14 protein-coding genes and 1 pseudogene are annotated in these 19,457 nt (G+C 66.3%); 4 read left to right on the forward strand and 11 right to left on the reverse strand.

Features of this window, described 5'->3' with window-relative positions; genetic code table 11:
- The 8 genes from J8I87_RS33970 to J8I87_RS34005 all read right to left on the reverse strand — a co-directional run.
- The coding region (locus tag J8I87_RS33970) for a hypothetical protein (RefSeq protein WP_209936635.1) at positions 1-197 on the reverse strand (197 nt) is incomplete at its 3' end.
- Positions 198-267: 70 nt separating this feature from the next.
- Complete coding sequence (gene guaD, locus J8I87_RS33975) at positions 268-1,608, reverse strand: guanine deaminase (protein WP_209936636.1); 1,341 nt, start codon at positions 1,606-1,608, stop codon at positions 268-270.
- Positions 1,609-1,636: 28 nt separating this feature from the next.
- Positions 1,637-2,677: an adenosine deaminase gene (locus tag J8I87_RS33980; RefSeq protein WP_209936638.1), complete on the reverse strand. Its 1,041-nt coding sequence runs from the start codon at positions 2,675-2,677 to the stop codon at positions 1,637-1,639.
- A gap of 94 nt (positions 2,678-2,771) precedes the next feature.
- Positions 2,772-3,782 carry a xanthine dehydrogenase accessory protein XdhC gene (xdhC, locus tag J8I87_RS33985; RefSeq protein ID WP_209936639.1) on the reverse strand — a complete coding sequence of 337 codons (1,011 nt, stop codon included), beginning with the start codon at positions 3,780-3,782 and terminating at the stop codon, positions 2,772-2,774.
- 102 nt (positions 3,783-3,884) lie between these two features.
- Entirely contained in the window at positions 3,885-6,320 is a 2,436-nt protein-coding gene (gene xdhB, locus J8I87_RS33990) for a xanthine dehydrogenase molybdopterin binding subunit (protein WP_209936640.1), read from the reverse strand.
- Positions 6,317-7,867, reverse strand: coding sequence for a xanthine dehydrogenase small subunit (gene xdhA, locus J8I87_RS33995; protein WP_209936641.1), 1,551 nt, complete (start codon positions 7,865-7,867; stop codon positions 6,317-6,319). Before xdhA ends, xdhB begins: the two co-directional genes overlap by 4 nt.
- A 414-nt stretch (positions 7,868-8,281) precedes the next feature.
- The gene (locus J8I87_RS34000) at positions 8,282-8,788 is read right to left on the reverse strand and encodes a disulfide bond formation protein B (RefSeq protein WP_209936642.1); all 507 of its coding nucleotides are present in this window, start codon (positions 8,786-8,788) and stop codon (positions 8,282-8,284) included.
- 125 nt (positions 8,789-8,913) lie between these two features.
- On the reverse strand, positions 8,914-10,302 hold the full coding sequence (locus J8I87_RS34005; protein WP_209936643.1) for an amidase: 1,389 nt from the start codon (positions 10,300-10,302) through the stop codon (positions 8,914-8,916).
- Between the two features lie 189 nt (positions 10,303-10,491).
- On the opposite strand from J8I87_RS34005, the gene J8I87_RS34010 reads away from it, so the two are divergent.
- The 3 genes from J8I87_RS34010 to J8I87_RS34020 all read left to right on the forward strand — a co-directional run bounded on the left by J8I87_RS34010 (position 10,492) and on the right by J8I87_RS34020 (position 14,779).
- Entirely contained in the window at positions 10,492-12,261 is a 1,770-nt protein-coding gene (locus J8I87_RS34010) for a cation:proton antiporter (RefSeq protein WP_209936645.1), read from the forward strand.
- A 176-nt stretch (positions 12,262-12,437) separates the two neighbouring features.
- A complete protein-coding gene (locus tag J8I87_RS34015; protein ID WP_209936646.1) occupies positions 12,438-13,787 on the forward strand; it encodes a gamma-glutamyl-gamma-aminobutyrate hydrolase family protein in 1,350 nt (449 codons plus the stop codon).
- Between the two features lie 251 nt (positions 13,788-14,038).
- Entirely contained in the window at positions 14,039-14,779 is a 741-nt protein-coding gene (locus J8I87_RS34020) for a DUF2968 domain-containing protein (RefSeq protein WP_209936647.1), read from the forward strand.
- A 245-nt stretch (positions 14,780-15,024) separates the two neighbouring features.
- Here J8I87_RS34020 and J8I87_RS34025 read toward each other — a convergent pair whose 3' ends face one another.
- Both J8I87_RS34025 and J8I87_RS34030 read right to left on the reverse strand, forming a co-directional pair.
- The gene (locus J8I87_RS34025) at positions 15,025-16,068 is read right to left on the reverse strand and encodes a hypothetical protein (protein WP_313067579.1); all 1,044 of its coding nucleotides are present in this window, start codon (positions 16,066-16,068) and stop codon (positions 15,025-15,027) included.
- A gap of 269 nt (positions 16,069-16,337) precedes the next feature.
- Positions 16,338-16,901 carry a GNAT family N-acetyltransferase gene (locus J8I87_RS34030; RefSeq protein ID WP_209936649.1) on the reverse strand — a complete coding sequence of 188 codons (564 nt, stop codon included), beginning with the start codon at positions 16,899-16,901 and terminating at the stop codon, positions 16,338-16,340.
- 266 nt (positions 16,902-17,167) lie between these two features.
- On the opposite strand from J8I87_RS34030, the pseudogene J8I87_RS34035 reads away from it, so the two are divergent.
- A pseudogene (locus J8I87_RS34035) lies at positions 17,168-17,495 on the forward strand (MFS transporter); the annotation flags it as partial.
- A 107-nt stretch (positions 17,496-17,602) separates the two neighbouring features.
- Here J8I87_RS34035 and J8I87_RS34040 read toward each other — a convergent pair.
- Positions 17,603-19,450: a tetratricopeptide repeat protein gene (locus tag J8I87_RS34040; protein ID WP_209936650.1), complete on the reverse strand. Its 1,848-nt coding sequence runs from the start codon at positions 19,448-19,450 to the stop codon at positions 17,603-17,605.
- Between the last annotated feature and the right edge of the window lie 7 nt (positions 19,451-19,457).

The following is a 19,457-nucleotide window of genomic DNA, read 5'->3' on the forward strand; positions in this document are numbered from 1 at the left end:
GATGCCCGCGCAGGGCAAAGCGAACCGCATCGCGGATGCCCGCGCAGGGCAAAGCGAACCGCATCGCGGATGCCCGCGCAGGGCAAAGCGAACCGCATCGCGGATGCCCGCAGGGCAAAGCGAACCGCATCGCGGATGCCCGCGCAGGCAAAGCGAACCGCATCGCGGATGCCCGCGCAGGGCAAAGCGAACCGCATCGCGGATGCCCGCGCAAAGGCAAAACAAACCGCATCGCGACTGCCCGCGCAGCGGCAAAACAAAACCAACTCACGCCGCGATGCGAGCCTTCCCCGTCACGTGCCGACGCGCATCGTCATCCCTCCGATGCACACATTGCCCCATCGCATACGTCTCAAACACGGCCCGGTCATCCCCGAGCAGCGCAAACGCAAACAGCAACTCCTCAAGCGTCCCCGTACGCTCGGTCCTTCGTGCAAGCAATGGCGTAGCCTTCGGATCAAGCACGATGAAATCCGCTTCCGACTTCGGCTCGAGCGTGCCGATCTTCTCGCCGAGATCGAGCGCTTGCGCCGCGCCCGCCGTCGCGAGCCAGAACATGCGCGTCGCCGTCAGATGATGGCCGCCGAGTCGCGCGACCTTGTGCGCTTCGTTCATCGTTTGCAGCATCGAGAACGATGTCCCGCCGCCGACATCGGTGGCGAGCGCGACAGGCATGCCCGATTCGGCGGCCTTGTCGAAATCGAATAGCCCGCTGCCGAGGAACAGGTTCGACGTCGGGCAGTGCGACGCGACCGTGCGCGTTTCGGCCATGCGGCGGCGGTCTTCGGCGTCGAGGTGGATGCAGTGCCCGTACACCGCGCGCGGACGCAGCAATCCAAAGTGATCGTAGATGTCCAGATAGCTGCGGTGTCCGGGGAAAAGGCTCGCCACCCACTTCACTTCGTCGCGATTCTCCGCGACGTGGCTCTGGATGAACACGTCAGGATGCAGCTTCGCGAGCGCGCCCGTCGCTTCGAGTTGGGCTTGCGTCGAAGTCGGCGCGAAACGCGGCGTGAGCGCGTACAACTGACGTCCCTTGTTGTGCCAGCGCGCGATCAGCTCGGCGCTATCGTCATAGCCCGATTGCGCGGTGTCCCGCAGGAACTCGGGGCAGTTGCGGTCCATCAGCACCTTGCCGCCGATCATCCGCACGTTGCGCCGTTGCGCTTCTGTGAACAACGCATCCGCCGATTGCTTGTGCACCGTGCAGTAGACGAGCGCCGTCGTCGTGCCGCATGCGAGCAGTTCGTCGATGAAAAAGCGCGCGGTGTCCTGCGCGACGGCAGGATCGCTGAAGCCGCGCTCGGTCGGGAACGTGTACGTGTCGAGCCACGGCAACAGACCGGGCGCGGGCGACGCGATCATGTCCGTCTGCGGGAAGTGAATGTGCGTATCGATGAAACCGGGGACGATCAGCTTGTCGCGCATCTCGACCACTTGCGCGCCGGGCGCGAGCTGCGCAGCGACGCTCGCATATGCGCCCGCCGCGACGACATGTCCGTCTTCGACGATCAGAAGGCCGTCTTCGTTGAAGACCGCGGCATGGGACGATTGCGCAGGATCGCCGTTGAACGTCAGCAGTTGCGCGCGATAAGCCGTTTGAGTCATGAGTGAAACCGTCTCCGTACTTTAGTGATCAAGCTGATGCGCGCCAGTGCGCATCGAGTTTTGCGATCATCGCGTCGCGCTCCGCGGGCGTCACGAACGACGCCTCGAAGCTGTTGCGGATGATCGTGTACACCTCGTCGTCGTCGAGCTTGAGGGCTTCGATCGTCGCGAGGTAGTTTGCGTTGACGTAGCCGCCGAAGTAGGCGGGATCGTCCGAATTCACGGTGACGGCGACGCCCTCGTCGAGCAGCGCCTTCAGCGTATGTTTGGTCAGGTCGTCGAACACGCACAGCTTCAGGTTCGACAGCGGGCAGACGGTGAGCGCGACGCGCGAATCCGCGAGACGCGCGACGAGCGCCGGGTCTTCGATGCTGCGCACGCCATGATCGACGCGGTCCACCTTGAGCAGATCGAGCGCTTCGTAGATGTACGACGGCGGGCCTTCCTCGCCCGCGTGCGCGACGAGCTTGAGGCCTTTTTCACGGGCCTTCGCGAACACGCGCTCGAACTTCGAAGGCGGATGGCCGCGCTCCGACGAATCGAGGCCGACGCCGATCAGCCGATGTTTGTATTGATCAAACAAAGGCAGCGCGGCTTCGAATGTTGCGAGCGCATCGTCTTCGGACAGATGGCGCAGGAAGCACAGAATCAGCTTGCTCGTGAGGCCGCGCTGTTCCGCTTGCGCGAGCGCGCGCTCGATGCCCGCGACCACGGTCGCAATCGGCACGCCGCGTTCCGTGTGCGTCTGCGGATCGAAGAAGATTTCCGTGTGCACGACGTTGTCCGCGAGCGCGCGCTCGACATAGGCCATCGTCATGTCATAGAAGTCCTCTTCGTTCAGCAGCACACTCGCGCCCGCGTAGTAGATGTCGAGGAACGACTGCAGATCGGTGAACGCGTACGCGGCACGCAGCGCTTCGATCGAGTCGTACGCCAGCTTCACGCCGTTGCGTTCGGCGAGCTTGAAGATCAGCTCCGGTTCGAGCGAGCCTTCGATATGAATATGCAGCTCCGCCTTCGGCGCGCGGTTCGTCTTGTGTGCTAGCGGGGAAAGGGTGGTTGTCGTCATGGTCGGTCGATGATTCGAGTTATCGATGAATAGCTGCAACGCCCGATGGCTGTCAGGCGTCCCTCAATGCTTCGTGATGCGAGCCGTGGCCGTGTCAGACCATTTGCGCGCTGTGCGCCGCGTTGGCCTCGACGGCCTGCAGCAGTTGCGCCGCCGCCGAAATCGCGATGATCTCCGGCGACTTGTCGACGATGCCGTCCACGCCGAGCGGGCATTTCATCCGCGCGACCTGCGCCGGATCGAAGCCGCGCGCGGCGAGCCGGTGCTCGAACTGCTTGCGCTTCGTGTGCGAGCCGATCATGCCGAAGAACGCGAAGTCGCCGCGCCGCAGGATGCGCTCGGCGAGATCGAGGTCGCGCGCATGGTTGTGCGTCATCACGATGAAGTACGTGTGCGGCGCGGCCTTGTCGATGGCTTCGTCGGGCGCGTCGTTCGCGTCGATCGTCACGTTCGCCGCGCCCAGTGTTTCAGGCGGCGGGAACTGTGCGTCACGCTCGTCGACCCAGTGCACGTGGCAGGGCAGCGTCGCGAGCACGCGCACGAGCGCCGCGCCCACATGCCCCGCGCCGAACAGCACGACGGGAAAATCGCGCGGCGCAATGGTTTCGGTGAGCAGCGCGCTGCTGTCGTCGAAACCCGCGCCGTCCCACAGCAGACAGTCGGCGGCCTCGACGCCCGGCTCCGGGTCGGACAGCATCACCGCATCGGGCGCGGGCCCGAATGATACGCTACGCACCACCGATTGGCCCGCTGCAAGCCGCTTCGCAAGCGACGTGACCCAGCCGAGATCGCCGACATCGAGCCGCTCAAACGCGAGTACGACAGCGCCGCCGCAGCACTGGCCGAGACTCGGCCCGAGCGCGAAGCGTTCCAGCCGCCGCATGTTCGGCGCGCGCATGCCGTCGCGCAGCACCTGGCGCGCGCTTTCGATCGCTTTCCATTCGAGATGCCCGCCGCCGATCGTGTGACGTGCGCAGTCGCGCGTGACGATCATCTTCGTGCCGGCATCGCGTGGCGCCGAGCCTTCGGCGCGGGCGACCGTCACGAGCACGACGGCGTCGCCGTGCGCGAGCAGTTGCTGCAGATCGGTGAGCCAGGCTTGCATCCGGCAGTTCTCCCTACGAGGCCGCGCGGGGTTGCCGCGCGGCCGGTTGATCTTCCGCGCTGCGCGGTCGTGTCGCGCAGCGCTCATTTGAGGCTTCTATCGCTACGCGGTCGTGCTTGCGCCAGCCGCTTCCGATGCGGTTGGACTGGCCGCTGCCGCTATCGTTGCAGCGGGCGGCGAAGCAGGCTTTAACGCATCGATCGCGTCGAGAATCGCTTCGGGCGTCGCGGGCGCGCGCAACGCGGGCGCATGCGGGGCATCGGGCGCGGTGGCCGCGACGGCATCGCGGATCGCGAGAAACACCGAAAACGGCAGCAACAGCGGCGGCTCGCCGACGGCCTTCGAGCGGAACACGGTCGGCTCCGCGTTGTCGTTGCGGAACAGCTTCACGTTGAACGCGGCGGGCGTGTCGCTGACGGCGGGGATCTTGTACGTCGACGGCGCGTGCGTCATCAGGCGGCCATCGCGATTCCACCAGAGCTCTTCCGTCGTGAGCCAGCCCATGCCCTGGATGAACGCGCCTTCCACCTGGCCGAGATCGATGGCCGGGTTGATCGACTGGCCGGCGTCGTGCAGCGCATCGGCGCGCACCAGCTTCCATTCGCCCGTCAGCGTGTCGATCACGACTTCGGAGACGGCCGCGCCATACGCGAAGTAGTAGAACGGATGACCCGTCAGCGTCTTCGCGTCCCAATGCACTTTCGGCGTTGCATAGAAGCCGTCGGACCACAACTGGATGCGCGCGAGATACGCTGCGCCGACCAGTTGCGCGAACGGCATCGACGCGCCTTCCGAATGCACGAGGCCGTTCGCGAACTTCACGTCCTCGGCCTTGCCGCCGAGCTCCTTCGCGGCGAGCGCGGCGAGGCGCTCGCGGATCGTCTGCGCGGCGGCTTCGGCGGCCTTGCCGTTCAGGTCGCTGCCCGTCGACGCCGCTGTCGCCGACGTGTTCGCCACTTTCGACGTATCGGTGGCCGTCACGCGCACGCGGGAAAGCGGCAGGCCGAATGCGTTCGCAACGACCTGCGCGACTTTCGTGTTCAGCCCCTGGCCCATTTCGGTGCCGCCGTGATTCACGAGCACGGAGCCGTCCTTGTAGACATGCACGAGCGCGCCCGCCTGGTTCAGGAATGGCACGTTGAACGAGATGCCGAACTTGACGGGCGAATACGCGATGCCGCGCTTGAGCACGGAGCTCTTCGCGTTGAACGCGGCGATGGCCGCACGCCGCGCGTGATAGTCGCTCGATCCGAGCAGCTCTTCCGTCAGCGGCGCGATCACGTTGTCTTCGACGCTCTGTCCGTACGGCGTGACGTTGCGCTCGCCGATCCCATAGAAATTCGCGCGCCGCACGTCGACGGGATCGCGCTTAAGCTCACGCGCGATGCCGTCCATCATCACTTCCATCACCAGCGCGCCCTGCGGCCCGCCGAAGCCGCGAAACGCGGTGTTCGACTGTGTGTTCGTCTTGCACGGCAGCGCGACGATCTCGACGTCCGACAGGTAGTACGCGTTGTCGAAGTGGCAAACGGCGCGCGTCGCGACGGCACCCGACAGGTCCGCCGAAAACCCCGCGCGCAGCGCGATCTCGACGCGCGTGCCGAGAATGCGGCCGTCGTCGTCGAAGCCCGCTTCATATTCGTAGATCGCGTCGTGCCGCTTGCCCGTGATCATGAAGTCGTCGTCGCGGTCGGCGCGCAGCTTGACCGGGCGGCGCAGCCGGTGCGCGGCCAGCGACGCCGCGCAGGCAAAGAGCGCCGACTGCGATTCCTTGCCGCCGAAGCCGCCGCCCATCCGCCGGCATTCGCAGAGGACGCTATGCGTGGGCCAGCCGAACATATGCGCGACGACGTGCTGCATTTCACTCGGATGCTGCGTCGAGCTATAGACGAGCATGCCGTCCATTTCCTTCGGCACGGCATACGCGACCTGGCCTTCCAGATAGAACTGCTCCTGCCCGCCGACTTCGAACGTGCCCGAGATCCGGTGCGGCGCATTCGCGATCCTGTCGGCAGGCGCGCCGCGCTTCAGATGCAGCGGCGGCAAAACGTACTGCTTCTTCGCTTTCGCTTCGCTGGCTGTCAGCACGGCTTCCAGCGGCTCGTAGCGCACGACGTCGTCGCTCTTCGCGAGGGCCGCCGCGCGCCGCGCGAGCTCATGGGTTTGCGCAACCACGATGAAGACAGGCTGGCCGAGATAGAGCACCTCGCCGTCGGCGAGAATGGGGTCGTCGTGCAGCACGGGGCCGCAGTTGTTTTCACCGGGGATGTCGTCGGCCGTCAACACGGCGACGACGCCGGGCGCGGCACGCACGGCGTCCAGATCGAGCGACACGATGCGCGCATGCGCATGCCGCGACAAACCGAGCGCCGCGTGCAGCGTCTGCTGGAGTTCGGGGATGTCGTCGGTGTAGGTGGCCTCGCCACTCACGTGCAGCGTCGCCGATTCGTGCGGCAGCGGCACGCCGATCGCCGTGTCGCCCGCGGAAACTTTGGCGGGCGCCGCATGTTGGATGAACGCATCGGTCTGCCTGTTCATGACGTCTGCTCCTGCGCGCTCGTGGTTTGGCCCGCGCCTGCTTCGAATGCGAATGCGTTGACGTCGCAGAGCGCGAGCGGATCGGCGTCGCGCGTTTCCAGATGGAAGCGCCACAGCAGATTGCGCGCGACCTTCAGCCGGTACGTGCTCGACGCACGCATGTCGGTGAGCGGCTGATAGTCGGCTGCGAGCGCGTCCATTGCGCGTCGCGCCGTGTCCGCGTCCCACCGTGCGCCCTGGAGCGCGGCTTCCGCGTGCTGCGCGCGCTTCGGCGTCGCGGCCATGCCGCCGAACGCGACGCGCGCGTCGGCGATCGCGCCGTCTTCGGCGATGCGCAGTGCGAAAGCAGCGCACACGGCCGAGATATCCTGGTCGTAGCGCTTCGAGACCTTGTACGTGCGAAAGCGCAGGTCCGGCGCAGGACGCGGCACGCGGATCGCCGCGACGAACTCGCCGGGTTCGAGCGCGGTCTTCTGGTAGCCGACGTAGAACGCATCGAGCGGCAGCGTGCGCGTCTTGCGCTCGCGCTGCAGCACGACGAGCGCGTCGAGCGCGATCAACGCGGGCATCGAATCGCCGATCGGCGAGCCGTTCGCGACGTTGCCGCCGAGCGTGCCCGCGTTGCGGATCGGCAGCGACGCGAAGCGCGTCCAGAGTTCAGCAAGTTCGGGGAAGTCGGCGGTGAGCGCGGCGTATGCATCTTCCAGTGTTACCGCCGCGCCGATCGTCAGCGTCTGCGCATCGCGTTCGATCGTCTTCAGTTCGGCAACATTGCCGATGTACAGGATGTCGCCCAGATCGCGGAACTGCTTCGTGACCCACAGGCCGACATCGGTGCTGCCCGCAAGCAGCCGCGCATGCGGATGCTGCGCGCGCAGCGCGGCGAAAGCGTCGAGCGTCACGGGCGCAAAGAAAGCGGGTGAGCCGAAGGCGGCGCCGCGTGTGTAGGGAGCGCGGTATTCGAAGGTGTGGTTGCGCTGGATCGACCGAAGCGCTTCGACGATGGCTGCGCGGTCGAGCGTGACACGCGGATACTGCTGCTCGTCGAACATCTTCTGCGACGCTTCGACGATCGGCCGATAGCCGGTGCAGCGGCACAGATTGCCGGACAGCGCGCTATTGATCTCGTCGCGAGTGAGCAGGCCCGCGCCCGCAGGCTGATTTTCGTAGAGCGCCCACATCGACATCGCGAAGCCGGGTGTGCAGAAGCCGCACTGCGAGCCGTGGCAGTCCACGAGCGCTTGCTGGACGGGGTGCAGCGCGCCATCCGCGGCGCGCAGGTCTTCGACGGTGAAGAGCGCCTTGCCGTCGAGCGTCGGCAGGAATTGGATGCACGCATTGACGGCCTTCAGCACGAGCGCGCCGCGCCCATCCAGCTCGCCGACGACGACCGTGCAGGCGCCGCAATCGCCTTCCGCGCAACCTTCCTTGGTTCCCGTGCAATGCCGATCCTCGCGCAGATGCTGCAGCACGGTGCGCGAAGCGGGCGCGTCGCCGACCTCGCGGACGGCCCCCTGGTGATAGAAACGGATGGTTTGCGTTGTCACGGCGAATCCTGAAGACATTGCGGACCAGGCGCGCGTTACGCATTGGGTCGCGCCGTAGCCGGCCTCGCGCACGTAGATCGCCATCCATGATCGAACATAACACCACTTTGTCCCAAAAATATTTTCCCGCGCGAATGGGGGTTATTCGGGAGCGTTCATGATGGCGTCAAAGGCGCGGGTGCAATGGTGCGGCGCGACTGCACGAGGGGCACGAAGGCTTGCAGCGTGTGGCTTCGACGAGGTGCGCGGGGCGCGCGAAGGCGTTTCGGGCTGGGCGTGGAGAACGGCCGGATGCGGCCAGGTGTTTACGCCGACGGTTGGGCGGTGCGCCCGTATGCGGAAAACCGCGATGTATGCGGCTGTGCGCGCCGGGCCAGTGACGACACTGATGAACCCGGCGCAGCCAAGCTGGATTCAGCGCGCCCGGCGATTGCGCCAGAGGCCGATCGCGAGCGCAAGAAAAGTGACGACGAAGCCGATCAGCGACCAGCCCGGCAGGGAAATCCCGAGAATCGGCGGATACAGCGTTTCGCACAGGCCCGCGACCTTGAAGACGCTCGGCAGCCAGTGAGCGGGCGGCAGGCCGTCGACGATCGGTTGCAACGCATCGAACCCGCAGCTGAAGTTGGGATGCGACTGCACGTACACGTGCCGAGCGGCCGTCAGAAGCCCGGCGAGAGCCGACAGCAGCGCCAGCACTTCAAGCAGCCTGACGCCCGTCCAGCCTCGCATCCGCGCGCCGAGAAACGCGAAGATCGCGATCAGCAGATAGAAATAGCGCTGGATGATGCAAAGCGGGCACGGGTCCTGATGCTCGACGAACTGCAGATAAAGCGCGCCGCCGACGAGCGCAAGGCAGACCAGACAGAGCAGAACCAGCAGACTGCGCTCGCGGCGCAATAGGGCATTATCGAAATTCATGATCCTTCAAGCGGTGGAAGTTCCGAAAAGGGTGGGGCGATTCTAGCCGAACCCGGCAGCGCATGCCGGCGCCCGGCAAGCGCGCGCTGCAAGCGGATCCCGACACGCGCCCGTTGCTGCGCGCATCACCGGATCGTATTCAATACCGCTTCGACGGCCCGGCCGATTCCCAGCAACGCGTCGTCGGCATGCGGCGCGGCAGCCAGCATCAGCCCGACGGGCGCGCCGCCGCGCGGGTGGCAGGGCACCGACAGCGCGCACGCATCGAGGAAGTTGAACGCGCTGGGATTGCGCAGCACGAGCCCGTTGGCGCGGAAAAACGCGTCGTCGTCATCGACGAGATCGGCGACGCGCGGCGGCACGATCGGCACGGTCGGCGAGACGAGGGCATCGAAGCGCTGCCACAGCGCGCGCGCTTCCGTCAGCACGGCGTTGCGATCGGCGAGCAGGTCGAGATAGTCGGCGGCCGTCGCTGGCTGGCCTTTCAGGATGCGCGTGAGCACACGCGGATCGTACGCGTCACGATGCGCCGCGAGCAGCGGCCGGTGCCACGCGTACGCCTCGATCGGCGCAAAGCCGAAGCGGTTGATGTCCGCGAGGCGGTCGAGCGGCGCAAAGCGCACGTCGCTGACGATCGCGCCCGCGGCTTCGAGATGCTTGAGCGCGGCATCGTACGCTTGCGCGACTTCGGGCTCGATGCCGTCCGTCACGTAATGCGTCAGCACGCCGAGGCGCACGCCTTCGAGCGGCCGCGCGGCGGGGACGACGGGCTCCAGCCCGGCGAGAATCCGGTCGACCAGCGCGCAGCACGCGACGCTCACACCGATCGGGCCAAATGCGTCGAGCGTCGGTGAAAGCGGCACGCCGCCTTGCTTCGGCACGCGGTCGGCGGTCGGCTTGAAGCCCGTCAGGCCGCACAGCGCGGCGGGAATGCGCAGGGAGCCGCCCGTGTCGCTGCCGAGCGCGACAGCGGCCATGCCGTCCGCCACCGACGCCGCCGCGCCCGACGACGAACCGCCCGACACCCGCTCGTCGCCTTTCGCGCCGCGCCGCCACGGCGAGAGCGGATTGCCGTAATGCGGATTGAGGCCGAGGCCGGAGAACGCGAACTCGCTCATGTTCGTGCGCCCGACGATCACGGCGCCCGCGCGCTTCAGGCGCGCGACGGCGGCCGCGTCAGCCGCCGCGGGAGCCGCGTTCGCCAGCACTTTCGAGCCTGCGCGCGACACCTGTCCTTCGATGTCGAACAGGTCCTTCACCGAGACGGGAATGCCCGCGAGCGGCGATAGCACGGTGCCGGCGGCGCGCAGGCGGTCATGCGCGTCCGCCGTGGCGCGGGCGTTGCCGGCGTCGACCTGGGTGAAGACGGCCGCGCCTTGGCCGGCGGGATCGGCGATGCGTTCAAGCGCGGCTTCGACGAGCGCGCGGCTCGTCGTGCGGCCGGCGGCGAGATCGGCGGCAAGCTGGGCGAGCGGCGCGAAAGCCGGGAAATCGGCGGAGGTGGCGGTGGTCATGGCGTGTATGCGGCGAGTCCGGGACTGTGGCGATGATCGAGAGTTCGTATTGTGACGCTTTGGCTGGGATCGGCGCGAGTCGGATGCGGCGTCGCGCGTTTTGAGCTTTCGTCCTGCACGCTAAACCGTTCGCAACCGTTCGTGCGGTAACATCGCGATTTCTGTATTGATTTTGTAAGGATACGCGCCATGCACCACGGAATCGGCTTCATTCAGGATCTGGCAGTCGTGATGGCGCTCGCGGGCGTCGTCACTGTGCTGTTCCATCGCCTGAAACAGCCGGTGGTGCTCGGCTATATCGCGGCGGGCGTGATCATCGGCCCGTACACACCGCCGTTTCAGCTGATCCACGACGAGCAGACCATCCAGACCCTCGGCGAACTCGGCGTCGTGTTCCTGATGTTCTCGCTCGGGCTCGAGTTCAGCCTGCGCAAGCTGTTCAAGGTCGGCGCGACGGCTGTCGTGGCCGCGCTGTCGGAGATCGTGCTGATGTTGTGGATCGGCTACGAAATCGGCAGCGCATTCGGCTGGAGCCCGATGGATTCGCTGTTCCTCGGCGCGATTCTCGCGATCTCGTCGACGACGATCATCGTCAAGGCGCTCTCCGAGCTGGGCTTGAAGCGCGAGAGCTTCGCGCAACTGGTGTTCGGGATTCTGATCGTCGAGGACATTCTCGCGATCGCGATGCTCGTGCTGCTGTCGGGGATCGCACAGACGGGCGAGCTGTCGGCGGGCGTCGCGTTGGTCACGCTCGGCAAGCTGTTGCTCTTCATGACGGTGTCGCTGGTGGTCGGCATTCTCGTCGTGCCGCGCGCGCTCAACTACGTCGCGAAATCGCAGAGCGACGAAATGCTGCTCGTGGCCGTGCTGGGCTTCTGCTTCGCGTTCTGCCTGCTGGTCGTCAAGCTCGACTACAGCATTGCGCTCGGCGCGTTCCTGATCGGCGCGATCATGGCCGAGTCGCGCCATCTGCATCGGATCGAGCACCTGATTGCGCCGCTGCGCGACGCGTTCTCCGCGATCTTCTTCGTGACCATCGGTCTGATGCTCAACCCCGCCGTGCTGGTCGACTACGCGTGGCCGATCGCCGTCATCACGGTCGCCGTGATCCTCGGCAAAATCGTCTCGTGCGGCCTCGGCACTTTCCTCGCGGGCAAGGACGGGCGCACGGCGATGCGCGTCGGCATGACGGTGTCGCAGATCGGCGAGTTCTCGTTCATCATCGCGTCGCTCGGCCTCACGCTGAAAGTGACGAGCGCGTTTCTCTATCCGATCGCCGTTGCCGTCTCCGCGTTGACGACGCTCTTCACGCCGTATCTGATCCGCGCCGCCGACCCGCTCACGCGCCGCCTCGGCCACGCGATGCCACGCACCGTCGCCAACGTGTTCGGCATGTACGGGCAGTGGCTCGGCAGCCTGAGGCCGGCGTCGGGCGAGCCGACGGTGTTCGGTCTGACGCGCCGGATCATCCTGCAGATCGCGGTGAATCTGGCCATCGTCGCAGCGATCTTTCTGGGCGCGTCGTATGGGGCGCCTTATGTGACGCGTTTTGGCAGCGGATTGATCGAAACATGGCTGCCGTCCGAGCCGATCCGGCGCGTCGTGCTGTGGAGCGCGGCGCTGATTCTTTCGATGCCGTTCCTCGTCGCCGTCTACCGCAAGACGAAGTCGCTCGCGCTGCTGCTCGCCGAAATCAGCGTCCAGCCCGCGAAGGCGGGGCGATTCACGCGCGCGATCCGCTACGCGATCTCAGACCTCGTGCCCGTCGTGTCGATGCTGGGCGTGTTTCTGCTCGTGGCGGCGCTGTCGAGCGCGATTCTGCCGCCGACGGGCCTGCTGATCGGCGTGCTGCTCGTCGCAGCGCTGCTGCTGACGGTGCTGTGGCGATGGTGCGTGCGGATTCACGCGACGATGCAGATCGCGCTGCGCGAAACCTTCGACGAACAGCCCGATCCGTGATGCGGCGCGTTGACTTGCGAACGGGGCAAGCCGTTCCAACTGGGACGCGATTGCGTAAGGTTGCATGTTGTGTCTCGATGTGACGAATTGTGTGCCGGTTTGCCGCATCGGTGCCCGAGGCGGATAATGAGATATGTCTAATCGTTCACGCGCGAAGACGCGTTTGACCTACAGTCATGAGCGAGAACAACTCCGGTAGTGCCGGTGTACCCGGCGCCCCCTCTTCGGGCCAGCCTGGTGTGACGGGGCCGGCTCCGACTCCCACTCCCGCCAAGGAAGCGGTCTCGACCGATTCCCCCGAAAGCGCCTCCAATGTGACGCCCGAGAATGCCGCCGCCGCTGCGCAGCGCCGCGAGGCGGAACAGGCGCGCGCGAGTGCCGCCCAGGCGACGGCGCGCCAGGAAGCAGCGGCGCGCGTGCAGTCGATCGTATCGAACGCTGAACGCGCGGCGGCGACGGCGGCCAGTCCGGCGATCGACGAGGCGGGCGCGGCGGGCACTGGATCGGCGGCGCCCGTCGGCGGCGAGCCGGACGGCACGCTCGGCGCCACCGCCAAAAAGAGTGGCGCTCCGCCGCCCGGATTCGGTTCGGCGCCGGATTTCAGCGCGTACAATCCGCCGCCCGCTAACGCGATCCCGCCTGGGCCCCCTGCGTATCTGAAGCAGAACGACTCGGCCTGGTCGGTGTTCGGACGCATCGTCGCGGCGCGCGCGCGCCAAATCTTCGACCGTGCGGGCCGCAGGATCACGCAGCGCACATTGCGCATCGGCGTGTCGGCGCGGATCTTTCACCCTGAGCCGGGCGCCAAGGGACTGCGCGGCAAGACGCTGCAATATCTGGAGGAGTCGATCGCGCACTGGGTGATGTCGCGTGACGTGCTCGTCTTCATGATTCCGACGGTCGGCCACCAGGGGATGCTGCATCCGAGCAACATCCGCCTGCGCGATTACGCGAAGCATCTGGACGGCCTGCTGCTGCAAGGCGGCGCCGACGTGTCGCCGCAGACGTACGCCGAAGTGGCGACGCGCCCCGAATGGCCCGGCGACCGCGTGCGTGACATGTACGAGCTTGAACTGCTGCACGAGTTCATCGAATCGGGCAAGCCGGTGCTGGGCGTGTGCCGCGGGTGCCAGCTGATCAATGTCGCGTTCGGCGGCACGCTATACCAGGACATCGCGTCCGATGTGCCGACGGCGGGCGTGCACGTCAACGAGCACTACGATCAGCACCGCCACGCGGTTCATTTCCCCGAAGGCTCGACGCTCGTCAACATGTTCCCGGGACGGCGCGAGGCGATCGTCAATTCGATCCACCATCAGGCGGTGAACCAGCTCGGACGCGACCTGAATATCGAGGCGGTGTCGGCGACGGACGGCATCATCGAGGCCGTGCGCTATCGGCGTGCGCCGTTCGTGATGGGCGTGCAGTGGCACCCTGAGTTCCACCGCGCGGGTGGTCCCGAACTGCTCGACTGCACGCCGTTGCTCGATATGTTCTTGCGGGTCGCTCGCGAAACTCGGTTCTGACTGCGCTCTTCTCATCGATGCGCGGGCGGGCATGCGAATGTCCGCCCGCGTTTTTTTGCGTCGGGCTTATGCGCTTGCAGCGATGGCTAAATCAATGGAATGGCGCACGTTTTACGATGTTTTGCGATTGCGCATAGATTTGCTTAGTTGTCCGCTCATCTCGATTTAAAGTCCTGTCACAGCGCGTCAGAAAGGACGCAATCCGCGCGATAATCCAAGGCTGTTTCTGAATACGCATGGAGTATCGACGTATGAAGTACCCCTTGGATCTGCGCCGCATGATGTTGCTCGCGTTTGCTTGCGCGCTCATGCATGGCGGCGTCGCATTGGCGGCGGGCAACATGACGGGGCCTGGCGTCGCGCGTGCGGGTGCGCCGAACGGGGCTCGGGCCGATGCGACGGACGCGCAAAGCGATGCCGACTCCGTCGACGATGCGGGCAAGATGCTCGGCGTCAACACGAATGCCGACGCGAGCGGCAACGTGCAGGGCGATGTCGCCGATCTGATGCAACTGATCCACGACGGCGGGCTCACCGAATTGCGCACCACGTATAACGGCGGCTATGGCGCGTCGTTGTTTTTTTATGCGCCGAACATGACGTACTACGTCGCGCTGTTTCAGGACAAGCATTTCTGGCGCGTCATCAGGACTTCTGACGAGGCGCGCGCCGAAGCCGTCTACGCCGGCTTCGCGCGGCAGACGGCTCAGCTTGCGGAAGTCGAGATCCGCAGGGCGCAGTTGCAGGCGCAGAAGGCATCGATCGAACGAGTGATCGGCGAGTCGCAGGCTCGCGCGCAGCGGTTGCAGGCGGATATCGAAGTGGCGCGCACGCAGGAAGCGAAGGTCGCCGATTATCAGCGCCAGCAGCAGGACGAAGCCGTCGCGTTGCGCGAAGAGAAGGAAAAGGCCCAGTCGCAACTGCGCGTGTTGCAGCAGCAGGTTTTGCTGTTGCAGCGTCAGGCGGAAGCAGGATTGCCGGGGAATCGTTGACGGCGTTGGCTGCGCGGGAGTGTGAAGCGGCTGCCTCTCGCTGTGAGGGCTCGCCAACTCGAGCAGGGATTGGCTGGGTGGTTGAGGGCTGAGTCGCGCGTTGCGCAGGGCTCGGCCCTTTTGTTTTGCGCCGGGGCGCGGAGTATCCGGTCACAGGGTTGGGTCGTGCGTTGCCGCGAACGAGCAGTTCAATTGTGGTGGACGGCTCGCGCCCGGAACTTGCCCCCGACGCATCGTCCGCGAGCTTACTTTGAGAAGCGCTCTGGAATTTCAGTGATGCGGCGTTGCGACATGTGGTTCATCCACTCGGTACTGTCGGTGTCGACACGGCCGCGATTGGTCCTGCCGGGCGCGGTGTCGTGCACGTGCGTGCCCGCTGACGTCGAGATGGAGTCGTAGTCGCTGTCGACGCGCGCCGAAGGCATAAGCGGCGAGTACGCGCCAGCGGCCGACGGCAAGGGGCGCGAGCGATGCAGCGAAGCGAGCGGTGTGTCGTACGGCGCATCGGACGATGTGCGTACTGCGTGAAGCGGCGCGATTTCCGGCAGCCGGACGGCCGCATGCCGGGCATGGCGCACGCCAGCGTTCGAGGATGCGTCGCGCTCGCGCTTCGTCGATCGCGATTCGCGGCCGTGTGGTGCGAGACCCCCGATGTCCGACGGCCTCGCGTTTCTCGGCGAGACACTTGCGTATGTGTCGATAGCGCGCGCACCGTTGCCCGGCGTGCGCTCAGTAAGACTGCGAGAAGTGTTTGCCGCAGACGTGCCGCGCCCGGCCGTACGCCACGACGTATCGGCCGGCACTGCGTGGTCCGGCGTGCGGGCCGCGAGATCGCCGCGCGCTCTATTCCACGCTGGCGGCGCATCCGCCGCGCGTTCGACGCTGCCGGAACGGCTGTGCTGCCCGGCCGCGCCCCCCGCGACGGGAAGCTGCGCACGGGAACTGAGCGTGGCTTCGGGGGCGGCGGCGAGCGTCGGCGAGGCAGGCTCTCGCGAATGATTCGCGACCAGCCACGCGATCGCGGCTGCGCCGCCGATCGCGCAAGCGCCGCCCGCGATCGTGTTCCATTGACGATGCCTGCGCTCGAACGGACGCACGGGCTGACGCAGATCGAGCCCAAAAGCCTCGCGTTCGAACCTGGGGGCAGGGGCAGGGGCAGCTGCGGCGAGCGGTTGTTCGCGAAGACTTTGCGGGTCCCAACGGCACATCGAGCGGATGGCTGTGGCGCTCATGCAGAAGGTGCGCATCACCGCGGCGTAGAGCGCCTTCAGTTCGACGCGAAGGCTCACGTTGGGAGGCACCAGTGACCATTCGCGCCCGAGTGAGCGCGAAACGAGCTCGAGAGGGCGAAGGCGCGGCATCCTGATTTCGCCGGCAACTAATGTGAGTGGTGGTGTCGACACGTCTTCGCCTCGTTGTTGTGCGCGGTTTTTGGCCTCGGAGCGGCAGACAACAGACAGACGTTAACAAGCTGCGTGCTCGGGGTCTGATCGAGGCTTTCGGACGCGGTATGGTGGCAGGCGATTGCCGGTCCAACTATCAGAAGAATCCGAAATACTCAGGTATAACAATGGGTTGGCGCGCGATCCAAACGATACACATACCTTAACGCAGTGATATCGACACCGCCCATATGATCAGGCTCCGCGCCCGAGAATTGCCAGCCTTGACGCTCGTAGAACGCGATCGCCGCTGTGTTGCCTTCCAGCACGTATAGATACAGCTGCGCTTCGCCGTGCGCGCGCGCCCAGTCGAGCGCGGCGCGCATCAGCAGCTTGCCCGCGCCGGTGCCTTGGTGCGCGGGCAGCGCGTGCAGGTTGTCGAGCAGCACACCCCACGGCGAATCCGGCTGACGCTCGACGCAAACGAAACCGACCGGCTCGCCCGCGCGCTCGGCGATCAGAACGATCCGCCGATCGGCCCCCGGCGCCGACATCCGCGCACGCCAGTACGACGCGCGCTCTTGCACGACCTGGCCGTCGAGAAACGCATCGGGGAGCAGCCCACGATAGGTCGCCTGCCAGCTCGCGCTATGGATGGCGGCGATCAGTTCGGCGTCGGCCTCGGTTGCGGGGCGCAGCGCGAGGGACGAAAGTGTGGAGGGTGAAGCGGAATCGGACAATTGCGACGGCACCGGGCAAACAGCAGCAAATGGGGGCGGCCGTCAACGGGCGGCCAGGAAATCACGATACGGCGCATGTCGTCCGGCGTCACCTGGCACGGTCCGGCCGCGAAAAACGACGTAAGAAGAATTTTCTTGAATGGGCGCGTTTGTAAGCAATTTGTATTAAATGCGCGTCAATTGCAGTAAGTTATTATCTCTGGACGCGCACGCTGTAAGTGAAATTGCACGTTTACCCTGATATCGTTCGCGATGTGCTGCGCTCCCGATGGCTCGTCGCCGATCCGTCGTTCGCGCGCCTGCTGATGGTCGAACTGGCAGTCGTTCCTGTATGGCTGCTACAACGGCGGCATGGTCGTCGCGTTGACGGAAGTGATGCCGTCCGACGTGCGCACGGCCGGCTTCTCGCTCGCCTACAGTCTCGCGACGACGGTCGGCGGCTTCACGCCCGGGATCGCGACGTACCTGATCCACTCGACGGGCAACAAGGCGGCGCCCGGCCTGTGGAAGAGCGTGGCCGCCGTCTGCGGCCTGATCGCGACGCTCGTGCTGTACCGCACCGAGCAAGCGCGCAACCAGTACCGGACGGCATAGGCGTTTCATACGCTGCGGCACGATTGAAAAACCCCCAGCGATGCGTTCCCCGCGCGCGGGGGTTTTCCATCTGACCTGCCAGCGAAGGGCGCGCGAGCGGAGCCCGATCAGCTGCGCAACGCCGACGCAACTTCTTCGACGACCTCTGCCCACGCACCCGGCCGCGGCTGCCGCACGAGGCACGCCGACGGATACCACGGACTGCTTGCATCGCGGGTGAACCAACGCCAGTCGGCGGCAAACGGGAGCATCAGCCACAGCGGCCTGTTCAGCGCACCGGTGAGGTGCGCAATCGACGTGTCGATCGACACCACGCCGTCGAGGCGCTCGATGATCGCGGCCGTGTCGGCGAAGTCGTGGATGCGCTCGTCGAAGCGATGAATGTTCTTCGCGCCCGGATGGGTGTCGAGGGCGGCGCGCTCGTCGTCGCGGAGCGCGGGTTGCAGCACGATCCAGTCGATATCGTCGAGTGCGAACAGCGGTTCGAGCGCGGCCAGCGTCAGCGAGCGGTTTTCCTGACGCTGCGTGCGTCCCGACCACGCGAGCCCGATCTTGCGTTTCGCATGGCCGCCGAGCGAGCCGCGCCACTCGCGCCGGGATGCAGCGGGCGCGTTCAGATAAGGCGTGCGCGATGGGATCGATTCGAGGTCGGTACCAAGCGCGTACGGCAGGCTCAGCAACGGGCACTGCAAGTCGGCGCGCGGCCGTGGCGCGCCCTGCGCGATCAGCGTGACACGCCACTGCTTCGCCGCGGACGCGAGCACCGAGACGAGGGCAGGTTGCACTTCGAGCACGACGCGCGCCGCGCGCTGCGCCGCCAGTTCGACGAAGCGCACGAACTGGAGCGTGTCGCCGAAACCCTGTTCGGCATGCACGAAGAGAGTGCGGTCGGCGATCGGCTCGCCGTTCCAGCGCGGCAGCGCCGCCGCGTGGGGCGCCGGCGCCGTGTTTTCCAGCCGCCATTCGTATTCGGGCAGGCCGCGCTTGAAATCGCCGAGCGTCAGCAGAGTCACCGCACGATTCATGTGCGCGACGGCCAGATCGGGCCGCAAACGCAGCGCCTGATCGAACGCGCGCAACGCGGCGTCGTGCGCGCCGAGCGCGTGGTGCGCCGCGCCGAGGTTCAGCCAGGCGAGCGCGAACTTCGGGTCGAGTCCGACGGCGCGCTCGAAGCGCGGTCGCGCCTCTGCATGACGGCCGAGCGCGGCGAGCGCGTTGCCGAGGCCGAACAGGGCGGGCGGCAGATTCGGCTCGCGCGCGAGAACGGCTTCGAACGCGGCGACAGCTTCGTGATGCCGGCCCGTCGCGTCGAGTGTATTGCCGAGATTGAACCGCGCGGCGGCGAAGCGCGGTTCAGCCTTGAGCGCGGCGCGGAAATGCGCGATCGCATCGTCGGCCGAACCGAGCGCATTGAGCGCCATGCCGAGATTGTTGTGCGCGCCCGCATGGCCGGGGCGCAATTCGAGCGCGCGCCTGAACGACGCGATGGCGTCGCGATGTCGTCCAAGCGCGTGCAGCGCATTGCCGAGATTCACATGCGAGGACGCGTCCATCGGCTGCAGCCGCAACGACTTCTGGAATGCGTCGACGGCGTCTTCGTGGCGGCCGGCGAGCGCATACGCGTTGCCGAGGTTGTAGTGCGCCATCGGAAACGCCGGTGCGAGCGTCAGCGCATTGCGAAAGCGCTCGATGGCCTGGTCGAGCCGGCCGAGCGCCTTCAGCGCGTTGCCGAGGTTCAATTGCAGACCGGCGTCCTGCGGGCGCAGGTCGGCGGCGCGGCGCACGAGGTTGGCCGCCTCTTCGTGCTGGCCTTGCTGGTGGCGCAGCACGCCGAGCAGATGCAGCGCGTCGACGTGAACGGGATCGACTTCGAGCGTCGCGCGATAGCCGCGCTCGGCGTCGTCGAGCCGGCCGTCGCGATGCGCGCTATAAGCGCGGTCGAAAACTGGTTGCATGACGCAG

The organism is Paraburkholderia sp. LEh10 (genome assembly GCF_017814945.1).
Lineage (GTDB): Bacteria > Pseudomonadota > Gammaproteobacteria > Burkholderiales > Burkholderiaceae > Paraburkholderia.

Bases quoted from the DNA above. Each gene is read 5' to 3' on its own strand.
- xdhB (WP_209936640.1), bottom strand. From the start codon at position 6,320: ATGAACAGGCAGACCGATGCGTTCATCCAACATGCGGCGCCCGCCAAA.
- J8I87_RS34010 (WP_209936645.1), top strand. From the start codon at position 10,492: ATGCACCACGGAATCGGCTTCATTCAGGATCTGGCAGTCGTGATGGCG.
- guaD (WP_209936636.1), bottom strand. From the start codon at position 1,608: ATGACTCAAACGGCTTATCGCGCGCAACTGCTGACGTTCAACGGCGAT.
- J8I87_RS34005 (WP_209936643.1), bottom strand. From the start codon at position 10,302: ATGACCACCGCCACCTCCGCCGATTTCCCGGCTTTCGCGCCGCTCGCC.
- J8I87_RS33980 (WP_209936638.1), bottom strand. From the start codon at position 2,677: ATGACGACAACCACCCTTTCCCCGCTAGCACACAAGACGAACCGCGCG.
- J8I87_RS34000 (WP_209936642.1), bottom strand. From the start codon at position 8,788: ATGAATTTCGATAATGCCCTATTGCGCCGCGAGCGCAGTCTGCTGGTT.
- J8I87_RS34040 (WP_209936650.1), bottom strand. From the start codon at position 19,450: ATGCAACCAGTTTTCGACCGCGCTTATAGCGCGCATCGCGACGGCCGG.
- J8I87_RS34020 (WP_209936647.1), top strand. From the start codon at position 14,039: ATGAAGTACCCCTTGGATCTGCGCCGCATGATGTTGCTCGCGTTTGCT.
- xdhC (WP_209936639.1), bottom strand. From the start codon at position 3,782: ATGCAAGCCTGGCTCACCGATCTGCAGCAACTGCTCGCGCACGGCGAC.
- J8I87_RS34015 (WP_209936646.1), top strand. From the start codon at position 12,438: ATGAGCGAGAACAACTCCGGTAGTGCCGGTGTACCCGGCGCCCCCTCT.